The sequence below is a fragment of the Corynebacterium rouxii genome (assembly GCF_902702935.1).
In the GTDB taxonomy this organism is placed as follows: Bacteria; Actinomycetota; Actinomycetes; order Mycobacteriales; family Mycobacteriaceae; genus Corynebacterium; species Corynebacterium rouxii.
Genome location: NZ_LR738855.1, coordinates 156,721 through 180,641, shown reverse-complemented (window position 1 = coordinate 180,641; position 23,921 = coordinate 156,721). Strand labels below are relative to the sequence as shown.

At 54.2% G+C, this 23,921-nt stretch carries 30 protein-coding genes and 3 tRNA genes; 12 read left to right on the top strand and 21 right to left on the bottom strand.

Annotated features, from left to right (window positions below; translation table 11 throughout):
• Positions 1-191: 191 nt before the first annotated feature.
• From CIP100161_RS12000 to CIP100161_RS00975, 8 genes are all read right to left on the bottom strand, one after another.
• Positions 192-494, bottom strand: coding sequence for a hypothetical protein (locus CIP100161_RS12000; protein WP_232053032.1), 303 nt, complete (start codon positions 492-494; stop codon positions 192-194).
• Positions 495-771: 277 nt separating this feature from the next.
• A complete protein-coding gene (locus CIP100161_RS01005; protein WP_155871232.1) occupies positions 772-1,980 on the bottom strand; it encodes an HNH endonuclease in 1,209 nt (402 codons plus the stop codon).
• A gap of 435 nt (positions 1,981-2,415) precedes the next feature.
• Complete coding sequence (locus CIP100161_RS01000; RefSeq protein WP_155871231.1) at positions 2,416-3,117, bottom strand: hypothetical protein; 702 nt, start codon at positions 3,115-3,117, stop codon at positions 2,416-2,418.
• A 138-nt stretch (positions 3,118-3,255) separates the two neighbouring features.
• Positions 3,256-3,543 (bottom strand): hypothetical protein, encoded by a 288-nt coding sequence (locus tag CIP100161_RS00995; RefSeq protein WP_155871230.1) that lies wholly within the window; start codon positions 3,541-3,543, stop codon positions 3,256-3,258.
• Complete coding sequence (locus CIP100161_RS00990; RefSeq protein ID WP_166443132.1) at positions 3,533-3,679, bottom strand: hypothetical protein; 147 nt, start codon at positions 3,677-3,679, stop codon at positions 3,533-3,535. Before CIP100161_RS00990 ends, CIP100161_RS00995 begins: the two co-directional genes overlap by 11 nt.
• Positions 3,676-3,864, bottom strand: coding sequence for a hypothetical protein (locus CIP100161_RS00985; RefSeq protein WP_230625206.1), 189 nt, complete (start codon positions 3,862-3,864; stop codon positions 3,676-3,678). The genes CIP100161_RS00990 and CIP100161_RS00985 overlap by 4 nt, the downstream gene beginning before the upstream one ends.
• A 187-nt stretch (positions 3,865-4,051) precedes the next feature.
• Positions 4,052-4,252 carry a helix-turn-helix domain-containing protein gene (locus CIP100161_RS00980; protein WP_155871229.1) on the bottom strand — a complete coding sequence of 67 codons (201 nt, stop codon included), beginning with the start codon at positions 4,250-4,252 and terminating at the stop codon, positions 4,052-4,054.
• Between the two features lie 19 nt (positions 4,253-4,271).
• Complete coding sequence (locus CIP100161_RS00975) at positions 4,272-5,090, bottom strand: phage antirepressor (RefSeq protein WP_155871228.1); 819 nt, start codon at positions 5,088-5,090, stop codon at positions 4,272-4,274.
• 82 nt (positions 5,091-5,172) lie between these two features.
• Between CIP100161_RS00975 and CIP100161_RS00970 the strand changes: the two genes are divergently transcribed.
• Positions 5,173-5,553 (top strand): hypothetical protein, encoded by a 381-nt coding sequence (locus CIP100161_RS00970; RefSeq protein WP_044055149.1) that lies wholly within the window; start codon positions 5,173-5,175, stop codon positions 5,551-5,553.
• A gap of 32 nt (positions 5,554-5,585) precedes the next feature.
• On the top strand, positions 5,586-5,936 hold the full coding sequence (locus CIP100161_RS00965; protein WP_232053031.1) for a hypothetical protein: 351 nt from the start codon (positions 5,586-5,588) through the stop codon (positions 5,934-5,936).
• A gap of 163 nt (positions 5,937-6,099) precedes the next feature.
• Here CIP100161_RS00965 and CIP100161_RS00960 read toward each other — a convergent pair whose 3' ends face one another.
• Positions 6,100-6,339 (bottom strand): helix-turn-helix transcriptional regulator, encoded by a 240-nt coding sequence (locus CIP100161_RS00960; RefSeq protein WP_155871227.1) that lies wholly within the window; start codon positions 6,337-6,339, stop codon positions 6,100-6,102.
• Positions 6,340-6,458: 119 nt separating this feature from the next.
• Here CIP100161_RS00960 and CIP100161_RS00955 point away from each other — a divergent pair, with 119 nt between their 5' ends.
• From CIP100161_RS00955 to CIP100161_RS00935, 5 genes are all read left to right on the top strand, one after another.
• Complete coding sequence (locus tag CIP100161_RS00955) at positions 6,459-6,959, top strand: hypothetical protein (RefSeq protein ID WP_155871226.1); 501 nt, start codon at positions 6,459-6,461, stop codon at positions 6,957-6,959.
• Positions 6,960-6,967: 8 nt separating this feature from the next.
• Positions 6,968-7,390 carry an ImmA/IrrE family metallo-endopeptidase gene (locus tag CIP100161_RS00950; RefSeq protein WP_155871225.1) on the top strand — a complete coding sequence of 141 codons (423 nt, stop codon included), beginning with the start codon at positions 6,968-6,970 and terminating at the stop codon, positions 7,388-7,390.
• A gap of 28 nt (positions 7,391-7,418) precedes the next feature.
• Positions 7,419-7,901 (top strand): hypothetical protein, encoded by a 483-nt coding sequence (locus CIP100161_RS00945; RefSeq protein WP_155871224.1) that lies wholly within the window; start codon positions 7,419-7,421, stop codon positions 7,899-7,901.
• 33 nt (positions 7,902-7,934) lie between these two features.
• Positions 7,935-8,210, top strand: a complete 276-nt coding sequence (locus CIP100161_RS00940; protein WP_155871223.1) for a hypothetical protein — start codon at positions 7,935-7,937, stop codon at positions 8,208-8,210.
• 158 nt (positions 8,211-8,368) lie between these two features.
• Positions 8,369-9,595 carry a tyrosine-type recombinase/integrase gene (locus tag CIP100161_RS00935; RefSeq protein WP_155874490.1) on the top strand — a complete coding sequence of 409 codons (1,227 nt, stop codon included), beginning with the start codon at positions 8,369-8,371 and terminating at the stop codon, positions 9,593-9,595.
• A 453-nt stretch (positions 9,596-10,048) separates the two neighbouring features.
• Here the strand turns inward: CIP100161_RS00935 and CIP100161_RS00930 are convergent, their stop codons facing one another.
• The 3 genes from CIP100161_RS00930 to CIP100161_RS00920 form a co-directional block, all read right to left on the bottom strand.
• Positions 10,049-10,663, bottom strand: a complete 615-nt coding sequence (locus CIP100161_RS00930) for a DUF433 domain-containing protein (protein ID WP_085666432.1) — start codon at positions 10,661-10,663, stop codon at positions 10,049-10,051.
• Between the two features lie 214 nt (positions 10,664-10,877).
• Positions 10,878-10,950, bottom strand: a tRNA-Arg gene (locus CIP100161_RS00925).
• A 47-nt stretch (positions 10,951-10,997) separates the two neighbouring features.
• Positions 10,998-11,086 (bottom strand) — tRNA-Ser (locus CIP100161_RS00920).
• A gap of 107 nt (positions 11,087-11,193) precedes the next feature.
• On the opposite strand from CIP100161_RS00920, the gene hisC reads away from it, so the two are divergent.
• The gene (hisC, locus tag CIP100161_RS00915) at positions 11,194-12,228 is read left to right on the top strand and encodes a histidinol-phosphate transaminase (protein WP_155871222.1); all 1,035 of its coding nucleotides are present in this window, start codon (positions 11,194-11,196) and stop codon (positions 12,226-12,228) included.
• A 175-nt stretch (positions 12,229-12,403) separates the two neighbouring features.
• Here the strand turns inward: hisC and CIP100161_RS00910 are convergent.
• A tRNA-Ser gene (locus CIP100161_RS00910) sits at positions 12,404-12,491 on the bottom strand.
• An 85-nt stretch (positions 12,492-12,576) separates the two neighbouring features.
• On the opposite strand from CIP100161_RS00910, the gene CIP100161_RS00905 reads away from it, so the two are divergent.
• Entirely contained in the window at positions 12,577-13,524 is a 948-nt protein-coding gene (locus tag CIP100161_RS00905; protein WP_155871221.1) for an NAD(P)H-quinone oxidoreductase, read from the top strand.
• Here the strand turns inward: CIP100161_RS00905 and CIP100161_RS00900 are convergent.
• The gene (locus CIP100161_RS00900; protein WP_155871220.1) at positions 13,521-14,714 is read right to left on the bottom strand and encodes an aminotransferase class V-fold PLP-dependent enzyme; all 1,194 of its coding nucleotides are present in this window, start codon (positions 14,712-14,714) and stop codon (positions 13,521-13,523) included. The genes CIP100161_RS00905 and CIP100161_RS00900 overlap by 4 nt on opposite strands.
• A 90-nt stretch (positions 14,715-14,804) precedes the next feature.
• Between CIP100161_RS00900 and wzm the strand changes: the two genes are divergently transcribed.
• A complete protein-coding gene (gene wzm / locus CIP100161_RS00895; protein ID WP_014307805.1) occupies positions 14,805-15,710 on the top strand; it encodes a galactan export ABC transporter permease subunit Wzm/RfbD in 906 nt (301 codons plus the stop codon).
• Positions 15,711-15,729: 19 nt separating this feature from the next.
• Positions 15,730-16,509 carry a galactan export ABC transporter ATP-binding subunit Wzt/RfbE gene (gene wzt / locus CIP100161_RS00890; protein ID WP_014309050.1) on the top strand — a complete coding sequence of 260 codons (780 nt, stop codon included), beginning with the start codon at positions 15,730-15,732 and terminating at the stop codon, positions 16,507-16,509.
• A 129-nt stretch (positions 16,510-16,638) separates the two neighbouring features.
• Here wzt and CIP100161_RS00885 read toward each other — a convergent pair whose 3' ends face one another.
• The 5 genes from CIP100161_RS00885 to CIP100161_RS00865 form a co-directional block, all read right to left on the bottom strand.
• On the bottom strand, positions 16,639-17,646 hold the full coding sequence (locus CIP100161_RS00885; RefSeq protein ID WP_155871219.1) for a metal ABC transporter solute-binding protein, Zn/Mn family: 1,008 nt from the start codon (positions 17,644-17,646) through the stop codon (positions 16,639-16,641).
• An 83-nt stretch (positions 17,647-17,729) separates the two neighbouring features.
• Positions 17,730-18,581, bottom strand: coding sequence for a metal ABC transporter permease (locus CIP100161_RS00880; protein ID WP_155871218.1), 852 nt, complete (start codon positions 18,579-18,581; stop codon positions 17,730-17,732).
• Entirely contained in the window at positions 18,578-19,477 is a 900-nt protein-coding gene (locus CIP100161_RS00875; RefSeq protein WP_071571486.1) for a metal ABC transporter permease, read from the bottom strand. The genes CIP100161_RS00880 and CIP100161_RS00875 overlap by 4 nt, the downstream gene beginning before the upstream one ends.
• Entirely contained in the window at positions 19,474-20,208 is a 735-nt protein-coding gene (locus tag CIP100161_RS00870; protein WP_155871217.1) for a metal ABC transporter ATP-binding protein, read from the bottom strand. Before CIP100161_RS00870 ends, CIP100161_RS00875 begins: the two co-directional genes overlap by 4 nt.
• 119 nt (positions 20,209-20,327) lie before the next feature.
• Positions 20,328-21,293 carry a metal ABC transporter substrate-binding protein gene (locus tag CIP100161_RS00865; RefSeq protein WP_155874489.1) on the bottom strand — a complete coding sequence of 322 codons (966 nt, stop codon included), beginning with the start codon at positions 21,291-21,293 and terminating at the stop codon, positions 20,328-20,330.
• Between the two features lie 173 nt (positions 21,294-21,466).
• On the opposite strand from CIP100161_RS00865, the gene glfT1 reads away from it, so the two are divergent.
• Entirely contained in the window at positions 21,467-22,384 is a 918-nt protein-coding gene (glfT1, locus tag CIP100161_RS00860; protein ID WP_155871216.1) for a galactofuranosyltransferase GlfT1, read from the top strand.
• A 124-nt stretch (positions 22,385-22,508) separates the two neighbouring features.
• Here the strand turns inward: glfT1 and CIP100161_RS00850 are convergent, their stop codons facing one another.
• Positions 22,509-23,288 (bottom strand): DUF559 domain-containing protein, encoded by a 780-nt coding sequence (locus tag CIP100161_RS00850; protein WP_155871215.1) that lies wholly within the window; start codon positions 23,286-23,288, stop codon positions 22,509-22,511.
• A 210-nt stretch (positions 23,289-23,498) separates the two neighbouring features.
• Complete coding sequence (locus CIP100161_RS00840; protein WP_014316167.1) at positions 23,499-23,918, bottom strand: GtrA family protein; 420 nt, start codon at positions 23,916-23,918, stop codon at positions 23,499-23,501.
• Positions 23,919-23,921 lie beyond the last annotated feature (3 nt).

Sequence of the window (23,921 nt, the reverse complement as noted above, 5' to 3'; positions counted from 1 at the left end):
CGTGGTCACGAGCATGCCGAGCGCATCTTCCTCGGTATGTCGCTTGCTCTGGGCACCCAGCTTCGCAGCAAATTGATCCTGCTCTCGCCATGTCACCTCCTGAGCATGCAAAAAGGCCCAGTCACATGCTTGTGATCTGGACCCAGAAGATTCGAGCGTTAGCTTACTATATTGGGTGTCCCACGCGGTAACTACATTGCATTATTGCAGGTAGCCAGCTTGTCTAGCACCTCTTGTAGGTCCACTATGACACGGCCATCTTCCATTGTTTGTGAGGCTATCGCCCCCTCGTGTGCCCACCGATGAATTGTTGTCTTTGATGTTCCGTAGCCGAGCCCTTTGCAGATCGCGGCGATCTCTCTACATGTCCCCTGCTTAGGCGCTGTGATTGCTCCATCATCATCAGAAGCGAACATCTCACTTAGCAGCTCCGACTGGCTGATCACCTGCTCCGCAATAGCATCAGCTTCATCAAGATCTCCGATATCAATCAAGTGACACTGAAGCCATGCAGCAACGCTATGCACGGACCTTGAACAAGGCGGGACCACATTCAGCTTCACAGCGCAGCCCCATGCCCAATGAGTCAGCAGACGCTCCGTCTCCCACTTCACATCCAGAATTGGAATCCTCAATGGAGGGCGCGACCCTTGCCCAGAACCTCCCCTTCCTTCAGAAAAACCACACTGAGAAGGGAGCAAAAGATCATCAAGCAAAGGGCCTAACTTCTCCAACTCATACAGAGCTTTACCTAAAGAATGTAACTTCCAACTATCCATGAGCTTTATTCCTTCCAGTTCCACGTCCACCTCTACGCCTACGGCGTCGACGCCTTGCCGTCCCTACCTGTCCATTCCCGTCCCGTCCCGTCCCGAGAGATCCAGATTCGTCACCCCACCGATCTGTGATTTGTTCTAGATCCGTGCTAGGTTTTACCGTTTCGTTATCAACGTGGTGTTGCGATGGCGCTTCAACATCAGGCGCTGCTCGATGGGTCCGCGCTGCTGCCTCCAAGGGCGCTGCTGCTTGACCCACCTGCTGCTGCTCCAACGGCGCTGCCGGTGCATGATCATGTTCACGCGGCGCTGCTGCCATTAAAGGCGCTGCTGCCTGTCCGTGATCGTTGAAAAGAGATTGTTTGACCCAGTCTGGAGCCTCATCAAGCGGATCACTAACGAATGGCGCTTCAACATCAGGCGCTGCTCGATAGGCCCGCGCTGCTGCCTCCAAGGGCGCTGCTGCTTGACCCACCTGCTGCTGCTCCGATGGCGCTGCCGGTGTTGTGATCTGCTGTCCGATGTCCAGGTGTGTTTGGCGTGGCTCGAGATGAATGCCCTCATGCTGAGCCCACTCGGAACGATTAATCCAGTCGATTGTGTGGTCTGTGTAATGTACCTTCTCTCTCGTAGGGGTTGGCAATAATTGAAGTTCTTCACCTGCGCCACGTTTTGAATTGCAGCTCTTGCAGGCGACAACCAGCGTATCCACGGTTGATTCCCGATGCTCATTAAGTGAGTCAATCGTCGCTGCACGCCAGCTTTTCCGATCTCGCCAGTCGACTGTCTTTCCACACCAACGACATTGGTCGCCGTCGCGGTAGCGAACTGCTGGGATTAAAGCCGGGTTGCGCTTATCAGCGGCGCGACGGCGGTCGATCTCGACTTCATCCCGGCTGCGATTGTGAAGGAGCTCATTGTCATCGACGATTCGTAGAACCTTGCGCCCGTCAACTTCATCGCGAAAAAGCATTCCTGCATCTACAAGAACGTCGATCAGTTGCTTTTCACGTCCAGGTGCGATCTGCGCCATGAGCCCATACTCAATGATGTAGTCAGTGAGATGCGCGGCCGACACAGTTGTGAGCTGGACGAGCGCACCAAACGCCTCATTTTTGAGCGAGTGGTCGAATTCGCATGAGGTAAGGAGCCTCGACATGAGCGGATGTGTGGCGATGTTGTCGCCGACTCTGCTCCATGCCATGGTCTATTTCCTTTGCTAGTCATTGTGTTTAGCGTTGTTTTCTTGAGAAGAGGGGATAGCAAACCGCACAGAGCCCTTCTCCCCGGTGTTTTCGAGCCCCGCTGGGTTCTTTTCCCCGTGGGCCACCCTGCGGTATCAATCGGACATTGCAGTGCTTGCAATGTCGCAAGACATCGATACTCGAGCCGTTTCTGTGCGAGACATCGCAGTATCTCCCTGCTACAACTCCGTCGACTCTGAGTTCTTCTTTTTCAAAATCGGAAAGCATCTTCTCACAATCAGTCAGAAGCGTGCAGGTCATGCACTTTTTTCTAGCTATTTTGTGACGTTCCAGCATTGCTACAGTTGATTCTCGCGGGCCTTGGGAATCCCAGTAGTTAGGCTCCGCGGTTTTGCCGTCTGCCTTTCGGCGACAGATCGCTGCGTCAATATGTTTCATGAGATCCCTTCGATTGGTGCTGCGTCGACGATATTGGCTGTATCTTTTTTGTTTTCGAGCAATACTGCTGGGACGTTGAGTACTGACAAGGTCCAAAATGTCGCCTCAGCTACAAGCCGATGCGATTCAGTACCCTCGTGCATATACGAGCGCATACTCAGCTTGGACTTGCCTCCTAGGTAGCGCGTTGCCCGAGCCAGTTCTGTTATCTGAGCTGGCGATGGCGTCACATCGCAAGGCGATGTTTCAGCAAGCTGTTGTTTTACTCTGATGATTGTGCGGACAGGATCTCCGATTTCTGCAGAATCGTTCCGATGAATCGTCGTAAGATCGACTCCGCGCCCAGCCCCATTTTCGTCGGTGAAATCAACTTCTTTCCCTCGAATGCAGATCCCTGCCATAGGCCGCGAGTCTTCCGACTTCTTCCCGGTCTCAGCAGTCGCGAGAATCAATGCTGGGACTTTTGCCTTATCTATCGTGATGATCTCATCTTCTTCACTACTGATATTCGCAACGAGAAGCTCCACTTTGGCGACCAGCGTTGCTTTGGCATTAACTGCGCAGATATACAGATAATCGCGGTCTGGTGAGACTCTCATCTGAACAACGTCATATGGGCTCTTCCCAGCAATTGCTTTTGCCGCTTTCAGCCCCCAGTTCAATTGGGTTTTGTCGCACACTAGCTGTGTTTTAGTCATTGTTCTGTTCCTTCTATTAGCGCAATCTGACCGGGCAGTTCCTGGATGGTGATTTGTCTAGGCGATACGATCCAGTGATGGATTTGTATTTTTCTTCGATCTGGTAGGTTCTCCCACCATTCGTCTGCGATTGATGCATCATCCATATCTCCGCTTCTCCTGCAGAATTTTTGCGCGGGGGTTCGCAGGGCATGTTTGGAAGTGCGGGCGGAAAAGCGGCTCTCCCATGAGGCGTGCTCGGCGCAATTTCGACTCCGCTAAGCGCGTCACTGTCGTTTTTTCTGCCGCGACATTGGCCGCCCATCGTGACCGGATTCTCCATTCGCCTTCTTCCGACGGCTTTGCATCAAAAACGTGCCATCGGTCGTCTTTAACGAAGAGCACGGCTGCTCCACAGTGCTTGCACATTCCTTCGTTATTCGCCATGAGAGTCGATCGCCTCCCGTAGCTGATGTGCATACGCATCTACGATGCCGGCACCTAGGAAATACTCACCAGTGCGCATTGCTTCTGCCTCCGATATCAGAGCCTGGTGCAGTTCTTCTAAAGCTATCCGGTTCATCTCCGCACCTCTGTGAAGATTCGAGACGCTGCCTCTTCATCTGGCATTGGTGGAATCTGCGCGATCCCATAGAGATCAAGGATTTTCACGCTCTGCACGTCGACATCTTCATTGAGCATGTCTAGGCGCTTCGTCGCGTCCTCAATCTTTCGATTTGCATCAGTCAGGTTGAAAAGCAGGAGCATTGAAAAGACGATGTTTATAAGCACTAAAAGAATCATTTTTCCTCTAATCGTGGGAATGGTAGGCAAAAACTGTGATGAATGCGGCACAAGTAAGCCAGATGTTTTGCCACTCGCTGACGGCAATGGTCGAAGCGGATTTCGACAGCATCTTCGCTGTCTGGGTAAGGGTTTTTGTAAGTGCGCATTGTCATGCTGCTGCTCCTTGCTGGATGAAATTGACAAGGTCTGACTGCTTGATCATGATTCGGTTCTGCTTTGATCCAGGTCGTTTGGAGTGCGGCAGGATCCCCTGTCGACAGAACTTCCGGATTTGCCATGCGGAATATGGAATGATTTCCGCAGCTTGCGATGGCGACAGCCATCGGTCGATGGTGGTAATGTTTCCCATAGATGCTTTTCCTTGAGTGTCATTTCCGACCTGGTGCAACAGGTCGGTTTTTATTTGTCTTGATATCGTCGATGTCGAATCTCCCATCAAGGAATCTTTCGACGAAGTACCGTTGCCCTTTTCCCGTAACCTTCGGTGTTACGGTGATCGATGATCTTCCGTTGGATCTGGTCACGACGGTTTCTTTGATTTTGAACAGCCCGAGTTCCATCGCTTTTTGTGTTGGTGTGTGCTTAATGTGGCTTGGCCCGTCCATGAGGTATTTGTGCTTTCGAAGCCACGCGAAAAGACGATTTCCGCCGACCTCAATGCCATTGCCGCGTAAGATCTTCGCTAAGTCACGTACCAGGATGTCAGTGTTAGCTTCCGCGACAGCATCAGCGAACATGACCTTTGGTTTATCAATCGCAGCTTGCACCTCGAGCGCCCGGCGCTGGTCACGCTCTTGCTTAATCTGTTCCAGAAGTTTGATTGCCGTTACTGGATCAGCGAGCATTTGCTCTACCGTTGCCGTTGTTGCGTACATGCCGTGGCGACGGATTTCTGGCAGGACTTCTCCGGTTACCCACCGGCGGAATTCTTTTGCCTGAGGGACGCGAGACTGGAAAAGGAGTTCGTATAGTCCTGATTCATTTACGACTTTGAGTTTTTGTATACCTCCTGGTGTAAGGGTGTCGGCAATGCCGACCCCCTCTGGATCGATCCGTGAGAGTGCATCCCTAGAGTTCTTGATCTCTAAAACTGCACATACATCTCGTCCTACCCACAGCGGCTCCCCGTTCTCTGCAACTAAGACTCGTACATTGTGTCCACGGAAATTAAATGGTTTTAATTCCATTTTGCTTCCTCCTTTCAGGAAGATGCTTCATTTTTCGGTGGAATCTGCTGCCGTGTTTGATCCTGCGGATTACTCTTTTCGTATGAGCGATAAAACTTTCACGCTGAATATCAATGGTTACGAATACGAGATGCCGTACTGGTCTTTCCCTTGGATCTCCTACGCTGTGAATACCCTCAACGAGGGCGGTGTACCGCTTAACCTTCGGACGTCCAGTTTCCCGAGCCTGTGGATCAAGCCTGATTACGACGTCCAGTTCGTCTTTCCCGATCCTGCTGACCCCGAGATTCCTGAGCGTTTGACGGAAAAGGAGCGTCATCAAGTTATGGATCTCTTCGATGGTGACCGCATGTACGGTTACAGGGTCCTTGACGTCAGCATGGACGATGGTGAACCTATCTTTTTCGAATGGGACGACCCGAAGTTCAACAAGCGGGGTACCTTTGACTCGGAGCCTGAATAAACTCTGCATTTTCTTTCCTTTATGCTGCTGATATGTCCAACGTTGTTCTTGTTTACGGTGGTCAGCGCTACACGCTGGCGACCTCAGATATTGTTTCCGTCCACTTCCGTATCACCGAGCGTTTGAATCATTCCGCGCACTATCGCGACCGAATCGACCGGCGCCCATTCGGACAAGAGCAAGGCAGTCTCCAAGATTTCCCCGGCGGTCCGTTGCTGGAGCAGTTCGACCCCTTTGAGGTTTTCGAGCTGGCGGACGGCGGCGAAGTCTGGGTCGCTTGCTACGACGGCGTTGACCTCGCGCTGGAATCGGCATCACTCCGGTTAGATCGATTACTTTTCGACGACCATGCAGATCTTTGTTGTCCCTTACCCCAGGCATGAATAGTTCCTTCCTTTTGCTTTCGGCGTAGCATCGAATCCCGACTCAGTAGCGAGTAACGCACGCTTCAGGATCTTGTCCTGTCGCTCATAAAACTCACTGTCGTCTGGTATTGACGTCTCTACGTTCGGTGTGCCCACGGTGATCCTTTCTTCCCTAGCGTGTTTAGGCTGCTGCGGTTTCGGTGCTTTCCCAGACGACGATTTCTGATAGTCCTAACCCGAATGCTTGAGCTATGCCGACTGCGAAAGCTAGGGATGGTTCACGTTCTCCGCTTTTGACATCCACGAGTGTGCTTCTGCTAGTTCCGATTGTTCGGGCGAAAGCCTCATCGCTAGTAATTCCGCTCATGTTCCGGAGGCGTTCGATGAGACCATCACGAATTCTGATTTTTACATTTGCCATGCTCAACCCCTCTATTGAAGTTCTTTCAACTCACATTGAAGCAAAAGTAACTCATCATGTCAACCTCCAATAGCTCAAATTGTGTTGATTTTGCTACACTTCCGTGTCATTATTAACTCATGGAACGCATTGAACTTTGGATTCGAAGAACTGTTGGCAATGCTTCAGATCGGGAGATCGGCAAGCTTGCACAAATCGGTCAATCCACTTTGAGCCGCCAACGCCGTGATGGCACGGTTACCGTTGAGACTGCAGTTAAGATCGCACGCGCTTATCAGGTCAGTGTTATCCCAGCGCTTATCGCTTTAGACGTTGTGACAGAAGATGATCTCAAAGAATTTGCCATGGATGCGGCTATAGAAGATGCCGATGATGAAACTTTGGGACGCGAAGTCATCAAAAGAATGAAACAGGGATCTGCACTCATGTCCATGCCCATCGGTGAAGTTGAAAACCAACTCGAAGCACGTCGTAATGCAAAGCTCAGCAGAAACTCCCCCGCTACACCCCCGCATGTCACAACCCCCGATTATGATTCCATCCTCGATGGCATCAACGCTGGGACTGAAAAGATCGCAGCGCAAAAAGCAACCGATCCATTGGAAGAGAACTACACCTAGGAGACCAAATGAGTCCTGTGGAAGCAGCCCTCGAATCACTCTCCCACGAAATGGGCATCACAGTGATCGAGACGAGCAAGCTGGGAAGCACCCTCAACGCTTGCTTTCACCCCGCCAGCCAAACAATCTTTATCAAAATTGGCTTAGACCCAGTCACGAGACGCTGCGCCATCGCTCACGAGCTCGGACATGCGCACTACGGTCATACATGCTCATCACCCGGAGCTGAGCGGCAAGCTGACGAATGGGCAGCACAGCAGCTCTTGGATGCGAATGATGTTGCGGCTGTGGGACTTGAGTGTGAGGGATCACCTGCAGCTATGGCCGCTGAGCTTGGTGTAACTCCTCACTTGCTTGCTTTGTGGATGCGTCTTTACAACCAAGGAAGAATTCAACGCCACTGTCTATCTACTGTGACATGTCGCAGGTGAAGATAGTTTCCGTAGAAAGGAAAATATTATGACTGCACCATCTGCAGCAGCATCTCCCCGTCATAAGTCAGTTTTAGAGAGATGGTGGTTCTGGGTGATTGTCACGGTCTCGTGCATTTCACTGATCGGTGGCCTGATTTTTGTTGTTGCATCAGTTTTTAACGCTGATGAAGAGTTCTCTAGTTCCTCTGAAAAATATGATGCGTTTCAATCTTATGTATGCAAAACGTACTGGGATATGGATCAAAAAGGATTGGCTGCATCTGTGGCTACTGGCGTGTTGGCAGATAGGACAGCTACCGCAGCAGATAAGCAAAAAGCATTAAAGATAACTCTTGATACCAAGTTTGAAACGGAGTCATCCGTGCCGAAGACGATTAAGCCGGATGGAGAGCATTGCTCCGGATGGGTTTATTCCAAGCTCGTGGAACAAGAAAGCGCCAAGCATTTTGACACGTTCACTAAAAAAACAGGCAAAAGAAGCCGGTCTCTACAACTAATCACACTCTAGATTTTAGTAATCCCTCTTTTGAAAGGTTTTCTTATGACTACACCAGAGCAATCGCCTCAACAATCTAAGCCCCCTATCCAGCGGAAGCCCTATCGCAGGCTTTATTCTGGGATGGAAACCGTCGCTACGATTTTTAATGTTATTGGATGGCTTTCGTTTATCGCTGGCTTTCTCCTCATATTTGAGGATGGCATGAGCGGGTCCATGCTCATCGGATCCGGGATGCTCACCATCACCGTCTCAGGCATTTGGATGCTCCTCTGCGACCTTGGCCAGCGTTTACAAGCACGCGGTTTTATAACCAATTAGATATTTTAAGATCCTCGGATGCGGGGATTGTTCGGTAACTCCGAAAAATAAAGAACTCCCTTCCACGGTCATCTTGCCGGAATACGTGAAAGGGAGCACCACAGGTGAACTCTTTCCTAATGAGACGAGTTCGCCCTGACAAGGAAGAAGTGTACCTCATGGCATACGTCCGTGATCTCTGGATGAAGAAAAACCCCGACAAAACCTCACGCATTAAAAAGGTACGATCAGCACGATGGGGTAAGGGGAAACGCTGGCAAGCAGTCTGGGTTGAGAATGGAAATGAAATAACAAAAACCTTCCATAACCATGACGAAGCCGAACTATATGCAGCCCGCGCTGAAGTTGGACAAGCTGACGGTACGTGGATTACCAAAGATAAAGTAGATGTCACACTCTCCGACCTCTGGGAACCGTGGCTAGCGTCTAAAGGAAATATCTCAGACAAAAGCAGACGAGACTACCTCAGCTATTGGAACGTCCATATCCGACCACAATGGGGCCAAACCCCTTGCGCGCACATCCAACGCTCAGTAATCAACGCCTGGATCCCCACACTCTCCACAATGAAAGGCGTGCCAGCCAGCCAACCACCACGAGCACTCAGCGAATCCGCCATGCGCAAAGTCGGCCTCATCATCCACGGAATCCTCGACCTCGCAGTGGAGCTAGGCGTCATCCACCAAAACCCCATCAGAACTGGCGACCTCCCAAAACAAAAGAAATCAGAACGCCGATACCTCAAAATCACAGAAGTCGACGAACTCATCAGACAAGCACCAACCGAACAAGCAAAACTCCTCCTACGCGTCCTCATCATGACCGGTCTACGACCAGGAGAAGCAAAAGGACTCAAAGTCAAAGACCTAGACCCAGTACGCGGGCGTCTCATGATCCGCCGTGACGTCGACGACTTAGGGCGTGAAGACTCGACGAAAACACGAAACCATAGAGACGTACCTATTGGTGGCGAAATCCTGTTACTCCTCGATCGCTACGCTCAAGGAAAAGATCCTGATGCCTGGCTTATCCCAGATGAACGAGGCAAAGTATGGACCACCTCACGCTGGCGTGTTGTATGGAAAAACCTGTGTATTTGGACTGGTATTGGTGACCTCGACACCTACGAGCTACGACACACAGCCGCATCCATCGCTATCGCAGCCGGTGCTGATGTAAAAACTGTTCAACTCATGCTCGGACACTCCAGCGCCGCAATGACGCTAGACATCTACGCACACCTATGGGAAGAAGGACTTGACGCTATACCCAGCGCGATGGAAGCCCACATGGAAAGCGAAAGGAAACGCGCCGGAGAACTGTCCTCGATGCGTGAAGCATCAGAGGCGGAACGTCGACGCGCTGGTTTTAGGGTGATTGGGTAGCCCAGCTCGTATGTTACAAATACGCCGAATTCAGATTGGGAACTTCTCTGCTATTGGCTCGCCACTGTCCTTAACGCCTCTCTTTAGCTCGATTGCAAGCGGTATCTGTGCTGCTTCCAATTGGGCTCGAACATGATGAATTACTGAGAGTAGATTTGCGGCCTGGACAAAAGGGCGAGCACGCCCTTTAACGTAACTCTGTGGCACTCCGATCCAATGAATGCCACTGTTACGGTATTGATCGCGTTCCAACGTACGATCTGGTGATCGCATTTGTTTGATATCGCTAGTGATTACCGCATCAACATCCAGTTCTTCTAGGCGCTGAATAAGAGAGATGTCATCGAGCCCATGCGGAATGCTCGGCCCTGATCGCAGGAACTCGTCTTTTTTTAAGCCATTCTTTTAGTGGCCCGTCAACTTTAGCGTTCATGCATTCATCAAGGAAGAACCTCATGCGACATTCTCCAGCACCATCGTGTGAAATTCCACAGCGTCCCTTGCAGCTGCATCAGAAACCTGTGGGTAGAATTCTTCGATTTCACCTGGTTCTAGTTCGCCTGATCTGTACAGCTCAGCTATGTCGAGATATGGAATCCTTGATCCCTTGATGGTGGGATAGCCACCAATGCAACGCGGATTTACTTCGAGATGTGGCTTTGGGTTCCTAAAGTCAGGAACCAACTTGTCATTCATATTCATGAACGGCTTATAAATATCCGCCAGCGTGTAAAACTCAAACTGCCCTTTGTGAGTGTCACTCAAATCCATGAACCCATCGTCGGTCCAGACCTTGACAGTCTTGCCATCGGTGGCGAATTGATACTTAGAAGGGTGATCCACCATGTCAAAATCGCTCAACGATGAAAATGCCTTGCGAATCTGCTGAAGCGATGTCTGAGCCCGCAGCTTGGCGATCGTACGCAAGGCGACTAAATCACGGAAAGAATATTCAACTGGTCGAGAAGCTGAGGCCTCAGGAACAAGTAGTCCCGTAGTACGCCAACGTTGAAGTTGGGCAACCGTTGCACCGGTTAGCGTTGCTGTAAGTGAGATATCGTAGCCCATGGTGAACTCACCTCCTTTCCCCACAGTGTATATGGGATCAAGATGCATTCCGCACTAATTTGATTAAGTTCTCACGTTCGCTATCTGTTCGGTTTCTGTTCGGCCTATGTTCGGTACGAACAGCGACAACCTGCAACAATAACCAACAACCAAACAACCCACACAGTATAAAGAAACCCCAGCTCAAATATGCCATGAGCTGGGGTTTTAGTTGTGCGCCCGGAGGGATTCGAACCCCCAACCTTCTGATCCGTAGTCAGATGCTCTATCCGTTGAGCTACGGGCGCAAGTTCCACCAGGCCCGGTGAAACGCTCCCACCGAAGTGGAAGTGAGCGGAGACGAGAGGATTTGAACCTCCGGACCTGCGCAAACAAGTCAACTCCTTAGCAGGGAGCCCCATTCGGCCGCTCTGGCACGTCTCCAGCGATCCCAAAAAAGAATCGTAGCTCATCTTATCCAACATCATCGGCTGGCACAAAACACGAGGCAGTGCCCCCTATCTACGACACGCGGGGCTACAATTGCCGGCATGATCCGCAAAGACCTTTCCCAGATCCCAACATACGTTCCTGGCAAACGCAACGACCACGCCCTCAAATTATCCAGTAACGAGGTCACTCATCGCCCCCTGCCGTCCGCAGCCCAGGCGATGGCGAAAGCCGCCGCCGGTGCGAATCGCTACCCAGACATGGGTGTTACTGAATTACGCGGTGCACTTTCGGAGCATCTCGGCGTCCCAGCAGAGCAGATCGCCGTGGGCTGCGGCTCCTCAGCGTTGTGTCAGCAGTTAGTGCAGATCACCTGCACCCCAGGAGATGAGGTGGTGTTCCCGTGGCGCAGCTTCGAGGCATACCCCATATTCGTGCAGGTAGTGGGCGCAACACCGGTGGCAGTGCCGCTGACCAGTGACGGATTTAATGATCTCGATGCGATGGCGGCAGCGATCACCCCCACCACGAAGCTGGTGTTCGTGTGCAATCCGAATAACCCTTCGGGCACAGTGGTGCGTCGAGAAGCGTTTTTGGAGTTCATGGCGAAGGTGCCAGCGGATGTCGTCGTAGCGCTTGACGAGGCCTACACCGAATACGTCCGCGACGAAGACACCATCTTCGCCACCGAAATCCTCAGCGAATTCCCCAACCTCGTGGGCCTGCGCACCTTCTCCAAAGCATTCGGACTCGCCGGCGTCCGCGTGGGCTACGCCTTCGGCCCACACGAGCTTATCGACGCCCTCAACAAAGTCGCCCTCCCCTTCGGAGTCAATGCCGTCGGCCAAGCCGGCGCACTCGCATCACTGAACAACCTCGACGAACTCATGGAACACACCGAAGAAGTAGTAGCCGTACGCGACCGCGTCGCCGACCACATCGGCGCCGCACACTCGCAAGCAAACTTCGTGTGGATCCCCGCCGAATCCCGCAACGAACCCCCCTTCGAAATCGCCGAAAAACTCGCAGCTCACGACGTCCTCGTGCGCGCTTTCCCCGAAGGGGTCCGCATCACCGTGACCAACGAAGAAGAAAGCGATCGCCTGCTAGCCGCATGGGACGCGAGCTTCGCCTAGGCAGTTGTAGTGCTTGCGCTAGCACGAATCCGAGAACTCGAATTCAAGACCACGAAAACCCAAGAGCGGCATTTCGGCGAGAAAATCGCGTCCTGCGGTTTTCGTGGTCTTGAGTTCGAGGGGGCGGAAAACAGCGCAGCAGAAAACCCCTAGCCACAAGAGCTAGGGGTTTGGTTGGCGGAGACGCAGGGATTTGAACCCTGGGATGGTTTCCCATCGCTGGTTTTCAAGACCAGTGCATTCGGCCGCTCTGCCACATCTCCAGTTGTGAGAACCCAAAAACAAAGTTTCGGATCCAACACGAAAAACTATACCCGAAGTTGCCGAAATTCTTTAAAGTGGGGGCGTATGAGGGCAATTTACGTTCAAGACGACGCCACCTTGGCAGTCCACGATGCACCAACACCCACCCTGCAACCAGGCGAAGTACTCGTCCAGATCAAAGCCGCCGGCGTCAACCGCGCAGACCTCCTACAGGCAGCAGGCCACTACCCACCGCCACCCGGTGAATCCGACATCATCGGGCTCGAGTGCGCCGGTGTGATCGCAGACGCGGGCACCACCAGCCGCAACGTCGGTGACAAAGTCGCCTGTCTGCTAGCCGGCGGCGGGTACGCCGAGTATGTGGCGGTGCCAGAAGGCCAGCTCATGCCCATCCCCGAGGGTTACAGCTTCGCTGAGGCGGCAGCCGTCGTAGAGGTTGCCACCACCGTGTGGTCGAATATCGGGATGCTCACCGGCTTGGAACCCGAGCACACGTTCTTGATCCATGGCGGCGCGGGCGGGATCGGCACCTTTGCCATCCAGCTGGCTAAGTATGTGGGTGCCACGGTGGCGGTGACGGCTGGTTCGAAGGAGAAGCTGGAAACGTGCCGTGAGCTGGGTGCGGACATCCTGATTAATTATCGGGAGGAGGATTTTGCAGAGGTCCTGAAGAATAAGTGCGATCGCATTTTGGACATTATGGGTGCGAAGTATCTGGACCAAAACGTGCGCGCACTGGCAATGGACGGCCACCAGGTGACCATCGGCATGCAAGGTGGTGTGAAGGGTGAGCTCAACATTGGGCGGCTGCTGAGCAAGCGCGGCACGATCTCTGCGACGGCGTTGCGCGCCCGCGACCGCGAGGACAAGGCACGCATTGTGGCGTCGACAGTCGACAACGTGTGGCCACTGCTTGCCGACGGCACCATCCGGCACCACATCCACGCCACGCTCCCCCTAGAGCAGGCCCAGCAGGCCCATGAGATGCTCAAAAGCGGGGAGGTAACCGGAAAGATCGTCCTCGAGGTTTAAGCGAAGCTCGCCACCACCCGCATCAACTGGTCAACATCGTGGGTGGTGTTAAACGGTGCCAGAGCCAAACTGATGGTGCCGTGGGTGTCCTCGGCACCCATGGCGTCGAGAAGCGGCGACGGTGTAGACAAAGCGCCCACAATGCGGTTGCTCAGTAAGCGGTGATAAATTAGGTCAGCCGGCACGCCATCGATACAGAAGGTCACATGAGGGATGCGGTCGGCGTCTGAACCCGCGGCGGCCTCGCCAGTCACGCCAAACACGTGCGTCTTAGGCAACGAATCCAAAGAATCCGCCAAATAGGTACCCAACCGGCCCAAGTAAAGGCCAGCGGACTCAATGCTATCCACGAGACGGTTACGACGCGTACCACGCACCGACTCATCCAAATCCGCAATATGATCCACCGCAGCCGACACACCAGCAGCAAGACCCGGCGCGACACTGCTGTTGAGCAGGTCGGCGTCAAGCCGCGGGAACATCGTGGCATCGCGGAAAGCCAGCGCAGCAACCTGGGGGCCACCAAAAGCAGAGCAATCAAGAGCCACGATGTCGGCACCCAATGCCTCCATTGTGATGGGACGATGACCGGCCAAAGAGGAGGCGTCGACAAGCAGCCATGCCCGAGAAGCCCCATGAACGTACTCAGAGATCTCTCGGATGGGGTTAATCGTGCCCACCTGAGGATCCGCGGCGCGAAGAGCCACCAGACGCGTGGAGCCGTCGACAAGCGAACCAAACTGCCACGCCGGAATCTCACCCGTACCCAAATCCGGCTGCGCCCACCGCGTCTCCGCACCAACCGTCATCGCCGGCGAACAACCATGCGCCATCACAACCGACGAACCACGGCGCACCAATGGCCACACCGCAGCCGCAAATCGAGAAAACAGAACCTCCAAATTAGGGCCAAGAATCACCGCGTCAGCCGAAGTACCCGTCAAATCCGCAATAGCCACCTGCGCCGAACGCACATACCCATCAGAGGAAAAAAGCCCAGCATGTCGCTCCCGCGCATGAGAACCAAAAGCCGGCTCCACATCCTCCACAATCGGCGAATTACGAAAGCCACGCGCCACAGCAGCAGCCACCCGCTCAGGGATCTGAGCCTGCTGCTGAGCATTCATATACGTCCACCCACCGGTAATAGAGGTGTACGCACCACGGACGCGCGCCACATCAAACGCCATCACTCAACTCCCTCTACTTTTGATAATTGAACCTAGTTAGTATGCCTGTCAGATTCAATCCCCGCACAAAGCCAGCTAGGCTTAACATTTGTGCAGGAACAAGCTGAACGTCATAACAACGAGACACTCGAAGAGATGGTAGCCCGTATTACCAACACGGACACCACCGCCGACGAGCCGTCGCAATCCAAGACACTCGCAGCCGCCTGGGCAGACCTCGTTCGGGGCTTCTCCCAGCGGGAACTCTGGCTCCAACTAGGATGGCAAGACATCAAGCAGCGCTACCGCCGCTCCGTGCTCGGCCCCCTATGGATCACCATCGCCACCGGTGTGATGGCACTCGCCCTCGGCCTGCTGTACTCCGTGCTCTTCAAAATCCCCGTCGCCCAATTCCTCCCCCACGTCACTGTGGGATTAATCATGTGGAACTTCATCGCGGGATGTATTAAAGAAGGCTCCGAAGTCTTCATCGCCAACGAAGGCCTGATCAAACAGCTCCCCTCCGCGCTCTCCGTCCACGTCTACCGCCTGGTCTGGAAACAAACCCTCTTCCTCATGCACAACATGGTGATCTGGGTCATCCTCATGGCGATCTTCCCACGGCCGCTCGGCTGGGACATCCTCCTCGGAATCCCCGCCCTCGCGCTACTGATCGCCAACGGCGTATGGGTCACCATGTTCTTCGGCATCGTAGCCACCCGCTACCGCGATTTCTCGCCGCTGCTCGAAGCACTCACCCAACTCCTGTTCTACGTCACACCCATCGTGTGGACCACCGAAACGCTCTACTCCCAAGGCGGAGCCGTCTCCGAACGCGCCAAACTGGCCATGCTCAACCCCCTGTACCACTACATGGAAGTCATCCGCGCCCCCTTGATCGGGGCCCCCATCCACCCACTGAACTGGATCGTCGTGGGTTGCTGCACCGTTATCGGACTCTTCATCGCCATGCTCGCCATGCGCCAATGGCGATTCCGCGTCAGCTACTGGGTTTAAGAAGGAGAAACAACTCACCATGGTATCCATCGACACCTACAACGCCTGCGTTGACTTCCCCATCTTCGACGCCAAATCGCGCTCCATGAAAAAAGCCTTCCTCGGAGCAGCCGGCGGCGCAATCGGACGCAACAAAGACAACACCGTTGTTGTCGAAGCGCTTCGCGACGTCAACCTGCACCTACGCGAAGGCGACCGCATCGGACTCGTCGGTCACAACGGCGCCGGCAAATCCACACTCCTGCGACTCCTCTCCGGAATCTACGAACCCACCCGCGGCTCCGCACACGTCCGCGGCCGCGTCGCCCCCGTGTTTGACCTCGGCGTAGGCATGGACCCAGAAATCTCCGGATACGAAAACATCGTCATCCGAGGACTCTTCCTCGGCCAAACCCGCAAACAAATGAAACAAAAAATGGACGAAATCGCCGAATTCACCGAACTCGGCGACTACCTCTCCATGCCACTACGCACCTACTCCACCGGCATGCGCATCCGCCTCGCCCTCGGAGTAGTCACCTCCATCGAACCCGAAATCCTGCTTCTCGACGAAGGCATTGGAGCTGTCGACGCCGCCTTCATGGCAAAAGCACGCGAACGACTCTCCGACCTTGTCAAACGCTCCGGCATCCTCGTATTCGCCTCCCACTCCAACGACTTCCTCGTCCAACTATGCGACTCCGCACTCTGGGTCGACCACGGCACCATCCGCCAAGCCGGACCAGTAGCCGACATCGTGGAAGCCTACGAAGGAAAAGAAGCAGCCGAACACGTGCGCAGACTGCAAGCCAGAATGTAGCGCTAGCCGACGATAGCCGGTGCTGAAAAGCAGAAAAAGGTCCGATGAGCTGGGGCACAATCTCTTCGTGAGATGTCCCAGCCCACCGGACCTTTTAGCGACCTAGCAGGTGCGACCTAGCGGGTCGACCTAGCGGGTCGAGGAGAAAGCCTCCGCAATGGTGTCTGCGTTGTACTTCAAGGCACCGATGTAGGTATCAGCAGGGGCCTCAGCGCCAAGGGAGTCGCTGTAGAGCTCCTTATCCACAACCTTGACCTTGCCGCCCTTCTTAGCCACGTTCTCCTCTAGGGACTTCACAGCCTGTGGGTTAGCAGAAGCATCCTGGAAGATCACTGGGACGTGGTGCTCCACGATGAAGGTAGCCAAATCCTCAAGCTCGTTTGCAGAGCGCTCAGCGTCAGAGGTGACAAAGTCAGTGGCTTTTGCCTCAAGGCCGAACTGCTTGCCAAAGTAACGGAAAGCGTCGTGACCCGACACGAGGGTGCGCTGATCCTGCGGAATCGTGTCAATCTTGGCCTGAACATAAGCGTTGGCCTCGTCGATTTGCTTGTTGTACTTCTCGCCATTGGCCTTGTAGGTATCAGCGTTAGCAGAATCCGCAGCGGAGAGCTTCTTGACGATCTGGTCGACAACAAGCTTCCAGTTATCCGTGGAGTTCCATACATGAGGATCCCACTGCGACTCATGGTGATGGCCGTGCTCGTCGCCGTGCTCATGATCATGCTCATCTTCCTCAACCCATGGCAACAGCTGGGACTCAGGAAGCTGCTCTGCTACGGCGATTTGCTTGTCGCCAAGCCCACGAAGCTGGTCAACCATGTTGGCTTCCATGCCAAGGCCCGACCAGATAACGGCATCCGCGTTTTGCATTGCCTCAAGGTCGGCGGTGGATGGCTGGTAGGTGTGCGGATCGCCACCAGGGCCCACCATGATGGTGAGGTCTGCGTCGGGGGCGATGTTCTTCACAGCGTCACCAATGTAGCTGGTGGTAGCAAAGATTTTAAGAGTGTCGCTCTTGACGGCGCTCGAAGTTCCGGAAGCGCTGGTGCCAGAGTCGGTGGTGGAGCAACCGGCTGCTGCCACAAGACCTGTGGCAGCCACAGCTGCGATTGCGGTACGGATTAGTCGATGTGCCATGCCCACCACTATAGGCAACGATTGTCATGTGCACTAGGAAGCGCACACTTAGATACCCGCCACAGTTAGCAGTGCTGCAGTTTTCAACGCCGCAGCCGGCGACGCGCACGAATAATACCCCACACCGCGAGGAAGATGAGGCCGTCGACAAACGCCATCGTCGGCGAGGTCGCCGCGTCGAGACGATACGCCACCCAGAACCCCACCTGGGAACTTGCCGCAGCCACGACCAAGGTGACCAACAGCATGGCCCCTTCCGAGGAAGCGATCATCAATGCGGTAGCAGCCGGCACGATCATCAACGCAACAGCCAACACCGCACCAGCAGCGTCGAACACCACCACAATGGTCAACGACACCATCGTCATCACAAGATAATTAATCAACCGCGTCCGAATACCCACCGTGCGCGCAAACACCGGATCAAAAGTAGAAATCGCCAGCGGCCGCTTAGCCACCAACAACAACGCCAAGGTGAGCAAGCCCACCGCGCCAATAATCCACGCACTCTTCGGGCCAAAATCAATGGTCCCCACCACCACATGCTGCATGGCGGAAATGTTCAAATCACCCACCAACACCGTGTGCTCAGAAATCGACGAACGATTAAACTTCGTAGAAATCAGAATCACACCAATGGCAAAAAACGCGGGGAAAATCAGACCCGTGGCACTATCCTCAGTCACTCGATGACGGCCACGCACCCACTCCGTAAGCGCCATGACCAGCACACCACTCAATGTCGCGCCAACCAACAGAATCGGCGAATTCGGATTAGTAGTCCACAACGCGCCCACCGCAATGCCCGGCAAAACGGCGTGGGAGAGGGCGTCGGAAAGCATCGCTTGTCGACGCAACACCAACACCACCCCAGGAATCGCAGCGGTAAGCGCCACCACCAGCGCCAACAACGAAACAGACACCGCAAACGTCATGCCGACACCCCACTCCTACGCGGCGACAACACCATCGACACCAGCACAATCGCAGCCAGCACCAACACAATCACCGGGCCCGTGGGCACCTTACCCACCGAAATCGAAATATAGGTGCCCAACACCGCCGACACCCCACCAATCAGAGCCGACGCGACCACCATCTGCAACGCCGTACGCGACCACTGACGCGCAGCAGCCGGCGGGAACACAGCAAACGCAATCATCAAGATCAGGCCCACCGCCTTCACACCAATCACCATGCCCAGCGTGATAATCACAAACAACACACCATTAATCCACCGCGGCATCCCCGACATCCGCGCCAACACCGGATCAAAGACCAACAGCGTAAACGGCCGCCACAACGCCACAATCACACCCAAAATCACCACAGACACCACAGCCAACGTGCGCACATCCAAATTAGTAAGCGTGGCAGCATTACCAAACATCAACTCATCAATGCCGCCCTTGCCCTTATAACGCCCACGCTGAATGATCTGCAGCAAAATCAGGCCGCCGCCCAAAAACAGCGACAACATCACCGCCATAGTGGCATCAATACCAATGCGCGTCGTCGCAGCCACCTTGTCCGCCAACAACGCCGACGCCAACCCCGTAATCAACGCCCCCACCGTAATCACCGGCATCGAACGCGCATCAATCCCCCACTGCGCAAGCAACTGCGACCCCGCCAACACCGGAACCGTAGAAAACAACAAAAACGAACCCATCACACCAGGAGTCGCAGAGTGTCCAATCACATCACTCATCATCGACTGCCTGCGCAAATACAAAAACGTTCCCATGGCACCCGAACACAAACCAATCAACATGGTTCCCAGCACCACACGACGGAAAGAAAACTCCGACAAAAACTCAATCAGGCTCATAGCAGCCCCAACCCAAATGCCTTGTTCACCGTCTCACGAGTAAACACCTCAGACACCGGACCAGAAGCCAACACCCCACGATTAATAATCGTTACGTGATCGCACAACTCCGCCACCGTAGACAAATCATGGTGCACAATCACCACCGACTTGCCCGCATCTCGCAGCTCATGCAACACACCACGAATCACCTTCTCACTGGCAGCATCCACACCAGCAAACGGCTCATCCAACAAATAAATATCCGGCTGCTGGGCAAGAATACGCGCCACAAACACACGACGACGCTGCCCACCCGACAACTCAGAAATATGACGCTTAGCCAAATCCGCGATACCAACACGCGCCAGGGAAGCGTCGACAAGCTCCTTATGCTCCCCCGACAACCGCTTAAACCATCCCAACCGTGGAAACAGCCCCATCTGCACCACCTGGCGAACCGTGATCGGATAATCCCAATCCACATCCGCACTCTGCGGCATATAGCCCACCCTATTACGACACGCAGCCAAACTCTCGTCGAAAAACTCCACCTCGCCATCGCGATCAATCAAATCAATCGCAGCCTTAATCAACGAGGACTTACCCGCACCATTAGGGCCAATAAACCCCATCACCGTGCCAGCAGGAACCACAACACTAGCGCGTTCCACCGCAACAGTAGAACCATAACGCGCAGACACATTGCGCATCACCAAAGCCGGTGGCAGCGCGTGCAAAGGGACAGACATAACGCCTCTTAAAAAATAGTCAGATGTGCGACAAGAACCGCGCTACACAAAGAACACGCACAGGCAGACTCATTCCATGCACATTAACGTGTTGTAACGCGGTCGAGAAAATTTGCTAATTACTTAGCCAAAGCCTCGCGGATAGCATCAGCGTTGTACTTCAAAACACCAAGGTAAGTATCCGTCGGCGCAGACTCACCCAAGGAATCCGCGTAAAGCTCCTTATCGGAAACCTCCACGTTCCATCCCTTAGCCTTCACAGTCTCCTTCAAAGAGTTAATAGCCTGCGGATTAGCCAAATTATCCTGGAAAATCGTAGGGATCTTCTTATCAGCAATGAAGTTGCCCAACTCAGCAAGTTCCGCTGGCGACATCTCCGACTCAGAGGTCACAAAGTCCGTAGCGTGAATCTCCACACCAAACTGCTTGCCAAAGTAGCTAAACGCATCATGACCAGTGATCAAAATACGCTTCTGCTCCGGAATCTGATCGATCTGCTCCTTCACATACGCAGCAGTCTCGTCGATCTCCTTCTTGTACTTCTCAGCATTGTCCTTATAGGTAGCGGCATTATCCTTATCCACCTCAGACAACTTCTTCACAATCGCATCCACCACGTACTTCCAATTCTCCGTGGAATTCCACACGTGGGGGTCATACAACTTCTCGCCATTATCGCCAGGCTCCGGCCAATCCAAACGCTTCTCCTCAGGGATTGCCTCAGCAACCGCAGCCTGACGATCCCCCTGAGCCTTCAGCTGATCCAACATCTTGGCCTCCATGTGCAGACCAGACCACAACACCACATCAGAGGACTCGATCTTAGAAATGTCCTGCGTAGTGGGCTGGTAGGTGTGCGGATCGCCGCCAGGGCCCACCATGATGGTCACGTCGGCATCAGGAGCGATGTTCCTCACGGCGTCGCCAATGTAACCAGTGGTAGCAAACACCGTCAGCGCTTTGTTGGCTGCGCTGGTGGTAGCGGAGGTGCTAGCAGAATCAGTCGAGCACGCAACGAGGCTGCCCGTTAAAGCCAATGCGGCCACGGAAGCAGCAGCAGTGCGAATGAAGCCGCGCCGTGACATGCGAGAAGTTTCCTTAGTCATGAAACTGAATCTTATTGCGATAAGAAGAAAATTAGCTAGAGCAAAACTAAAGCAACACACAAACGGGGTAAGCCTGTCCTACCCTCACTTACCCTGACCTCACTGTTTGTGTCGTTGTAGGGCAAACCTCACAATGTGCCACAATAAGAACCATGCCGCTTTCCACTTCAGATAACATCGCCGCAGTCATCGTGACCCACAAGCGCGTCGAGCTCCTCCGCGCCTCCCTCGAAGTAGTGGCCGCGCAAACCCACCCAGTGAAGTGGATCATCGTGGTCGACAACGGCTACGAAGACGCAGTACGCGACCTCCTCCACAGCGTCGCTGGCGACCGAGGCATCTATCTGCCATCACACACCAACCTTGGCGGCGCAGGCGGATTCGCCTACGGATTCCTCACCGCACTCGCCCTCGGCGCCGACGCCATCTGGTGCGCCGACGACGACGGCCGCCCCGAAGGCCCCCACGTCCTCGCCACACTTATCGACGACGCCACCACCCACCAACTCGACGAAGTCTCCCCAGTGGTCTGCAACATGGACGACCCCAACCGACTCGCATTCCCCCTACGCCGCGGACTCGAATGGCGACGCTACCGCAGCGAACTCATCGACCCCAACAACCCCAGCGACACCCTCCTTCCCGGCATCGCATCCCTCTTCAACGGCGCACTCATCTCCGCCGCAGCCATAGAACGCATCGGTGTCCCTGACCTGCGCCTATTCATCCGCGGCGACGAAGTCGAATACCACCGCCGCCTAGTACGCTCCGGCCTCAACTTTGGCACCTGCCTGACCACCGCATACCTCCACCCCGACGGCTCCGACGAATTCAAACCTATCCTCGGCGGACGCATGCACACCCAATACCCCTCCAGCGACGCCAAACGCTACTTCACCTACCGCAACCGCGGCTACCTCATGAACCAACCAGGCATGCGACGCCTCCTCCCACAGGAATATGCCCGCTTTGCGTGGTTCTTCCTCATCCAACGACGCGACCCCCGCGGATTCCTCGAATGGTTCAAACTCCACCAGCTCGGACGCTCCGAGAAATTCGAACGCCCCTAGCGACGGGTGGCAAGTGAGTAGTTCGTGCCAAATTAAATCGTTTCTTATATCTCCGACCTGCGGAAACGCGGCGAAGGCGAAAAAGTTTTGGCACAAACTACTCACTATGACGTATCAACAATGGTTAGAGCCACGCTAACCCAGAGATCCACTTCCATGCTCCGCGATGCCAACACCTCGCCTCATCGACATCACGAAGCTGCTTCGGCGCACACTGCACCGCCTGCACAACCTGATCAACAATCACATCCAAAGAATCCCACACACAGGCCGCCGAATATCGCAGAACCACGTAACCACGCAGGGTGGCATCGTTAGCCTTCCAGCGATCTAAGCGGAATGTCTCACGATTTTCAGCATTGTGATACGTATAACCATCGACCTCAATAAGCACAGTGCTGCCACAAATACGAATATCCCAACGATAATCGCCCACCTGCACATTGCTCTCACACTCCACACCAACAGATCGCAACGCACGCACCAGATCACGCTCAGGCGGACTATCCGCACCAATAACCGAAGCCTGCACAATCTCCTGAACCCGCACCGGAACCGCACCCTGCGCATGGCGCTCCAACCGCGCACGCCCCTCGCGCCCAGCATAAGCAATCTCCGCTAACCGAATCGCCTGCTTTTTACCCAGCCATCGCATCGCATAAACCGGCAGCTCAATAAGCATATTTTCCACACGTACACCCTTGAGTACGGAACTGCGATGTATCACCACATACTCAGTAGATTGCACCCTACGATTAGCAACAACATGCAACGGCAGGGTGAGAGGTTGCTGAGCCAAAAGCTCCAGTTCTGTGACACCCGTAAGCACAAATCCCCGTCGGCACAGGACTACCGCCAGCTCATCTACGCTGACTTCCCCCTGCCAGTACAGCCCGTGAGTCACGCGGATAATTTCCCCACTCTCTAGCTTTCGAGTGAGAGTAGCGTGCGGTATTTTCTGTGTTATTTCCCCCATACCCCGTGGGAGAGTAGCCGAGTGAGTAGTTCGTGCCAAATCTTTTTCGCCTTCGCCGTGTTTCCGCAGGTCGGAGATATAAGAAACGATTTAATTTGGCACGAACTACTCACTGAGGCCCCAACAGGGCAGCGCGGGTTACTTGAAAATGAACCAGCGCTGCACGAAGAAATTGATCACCGTGGCAACACCTTGAGAGATCACAAAGGCGATCACCAAAGCCACGCGGTCTCCAAGACCAGAAGAGGTAAACATACCGAAGAGCAAGGCGTGGCCGCCCACATTCACAAAGTAAGTGATCGTGTACAGCACAGCCACCTGGATAAAACGCTTGGTGGAGGCCTCCGCTTGGAAGGTCCAGCGACGGTTGATTAAGTAGGCAGTCAGCGTACCAAAAATGAAGCCGATCGTGCGGCCACCCGCGGCGGAGAAACCGAAGAGGATCTGGCAGATGTAGGTAAGACCGAGATCCACGACAGCGGAGATGCCACCGGAGATGATGAACTTAATGCCTTGGGATGTCACGCTCTGTGGTGCGGCCGAGTTGGTTGTAGTCACGGG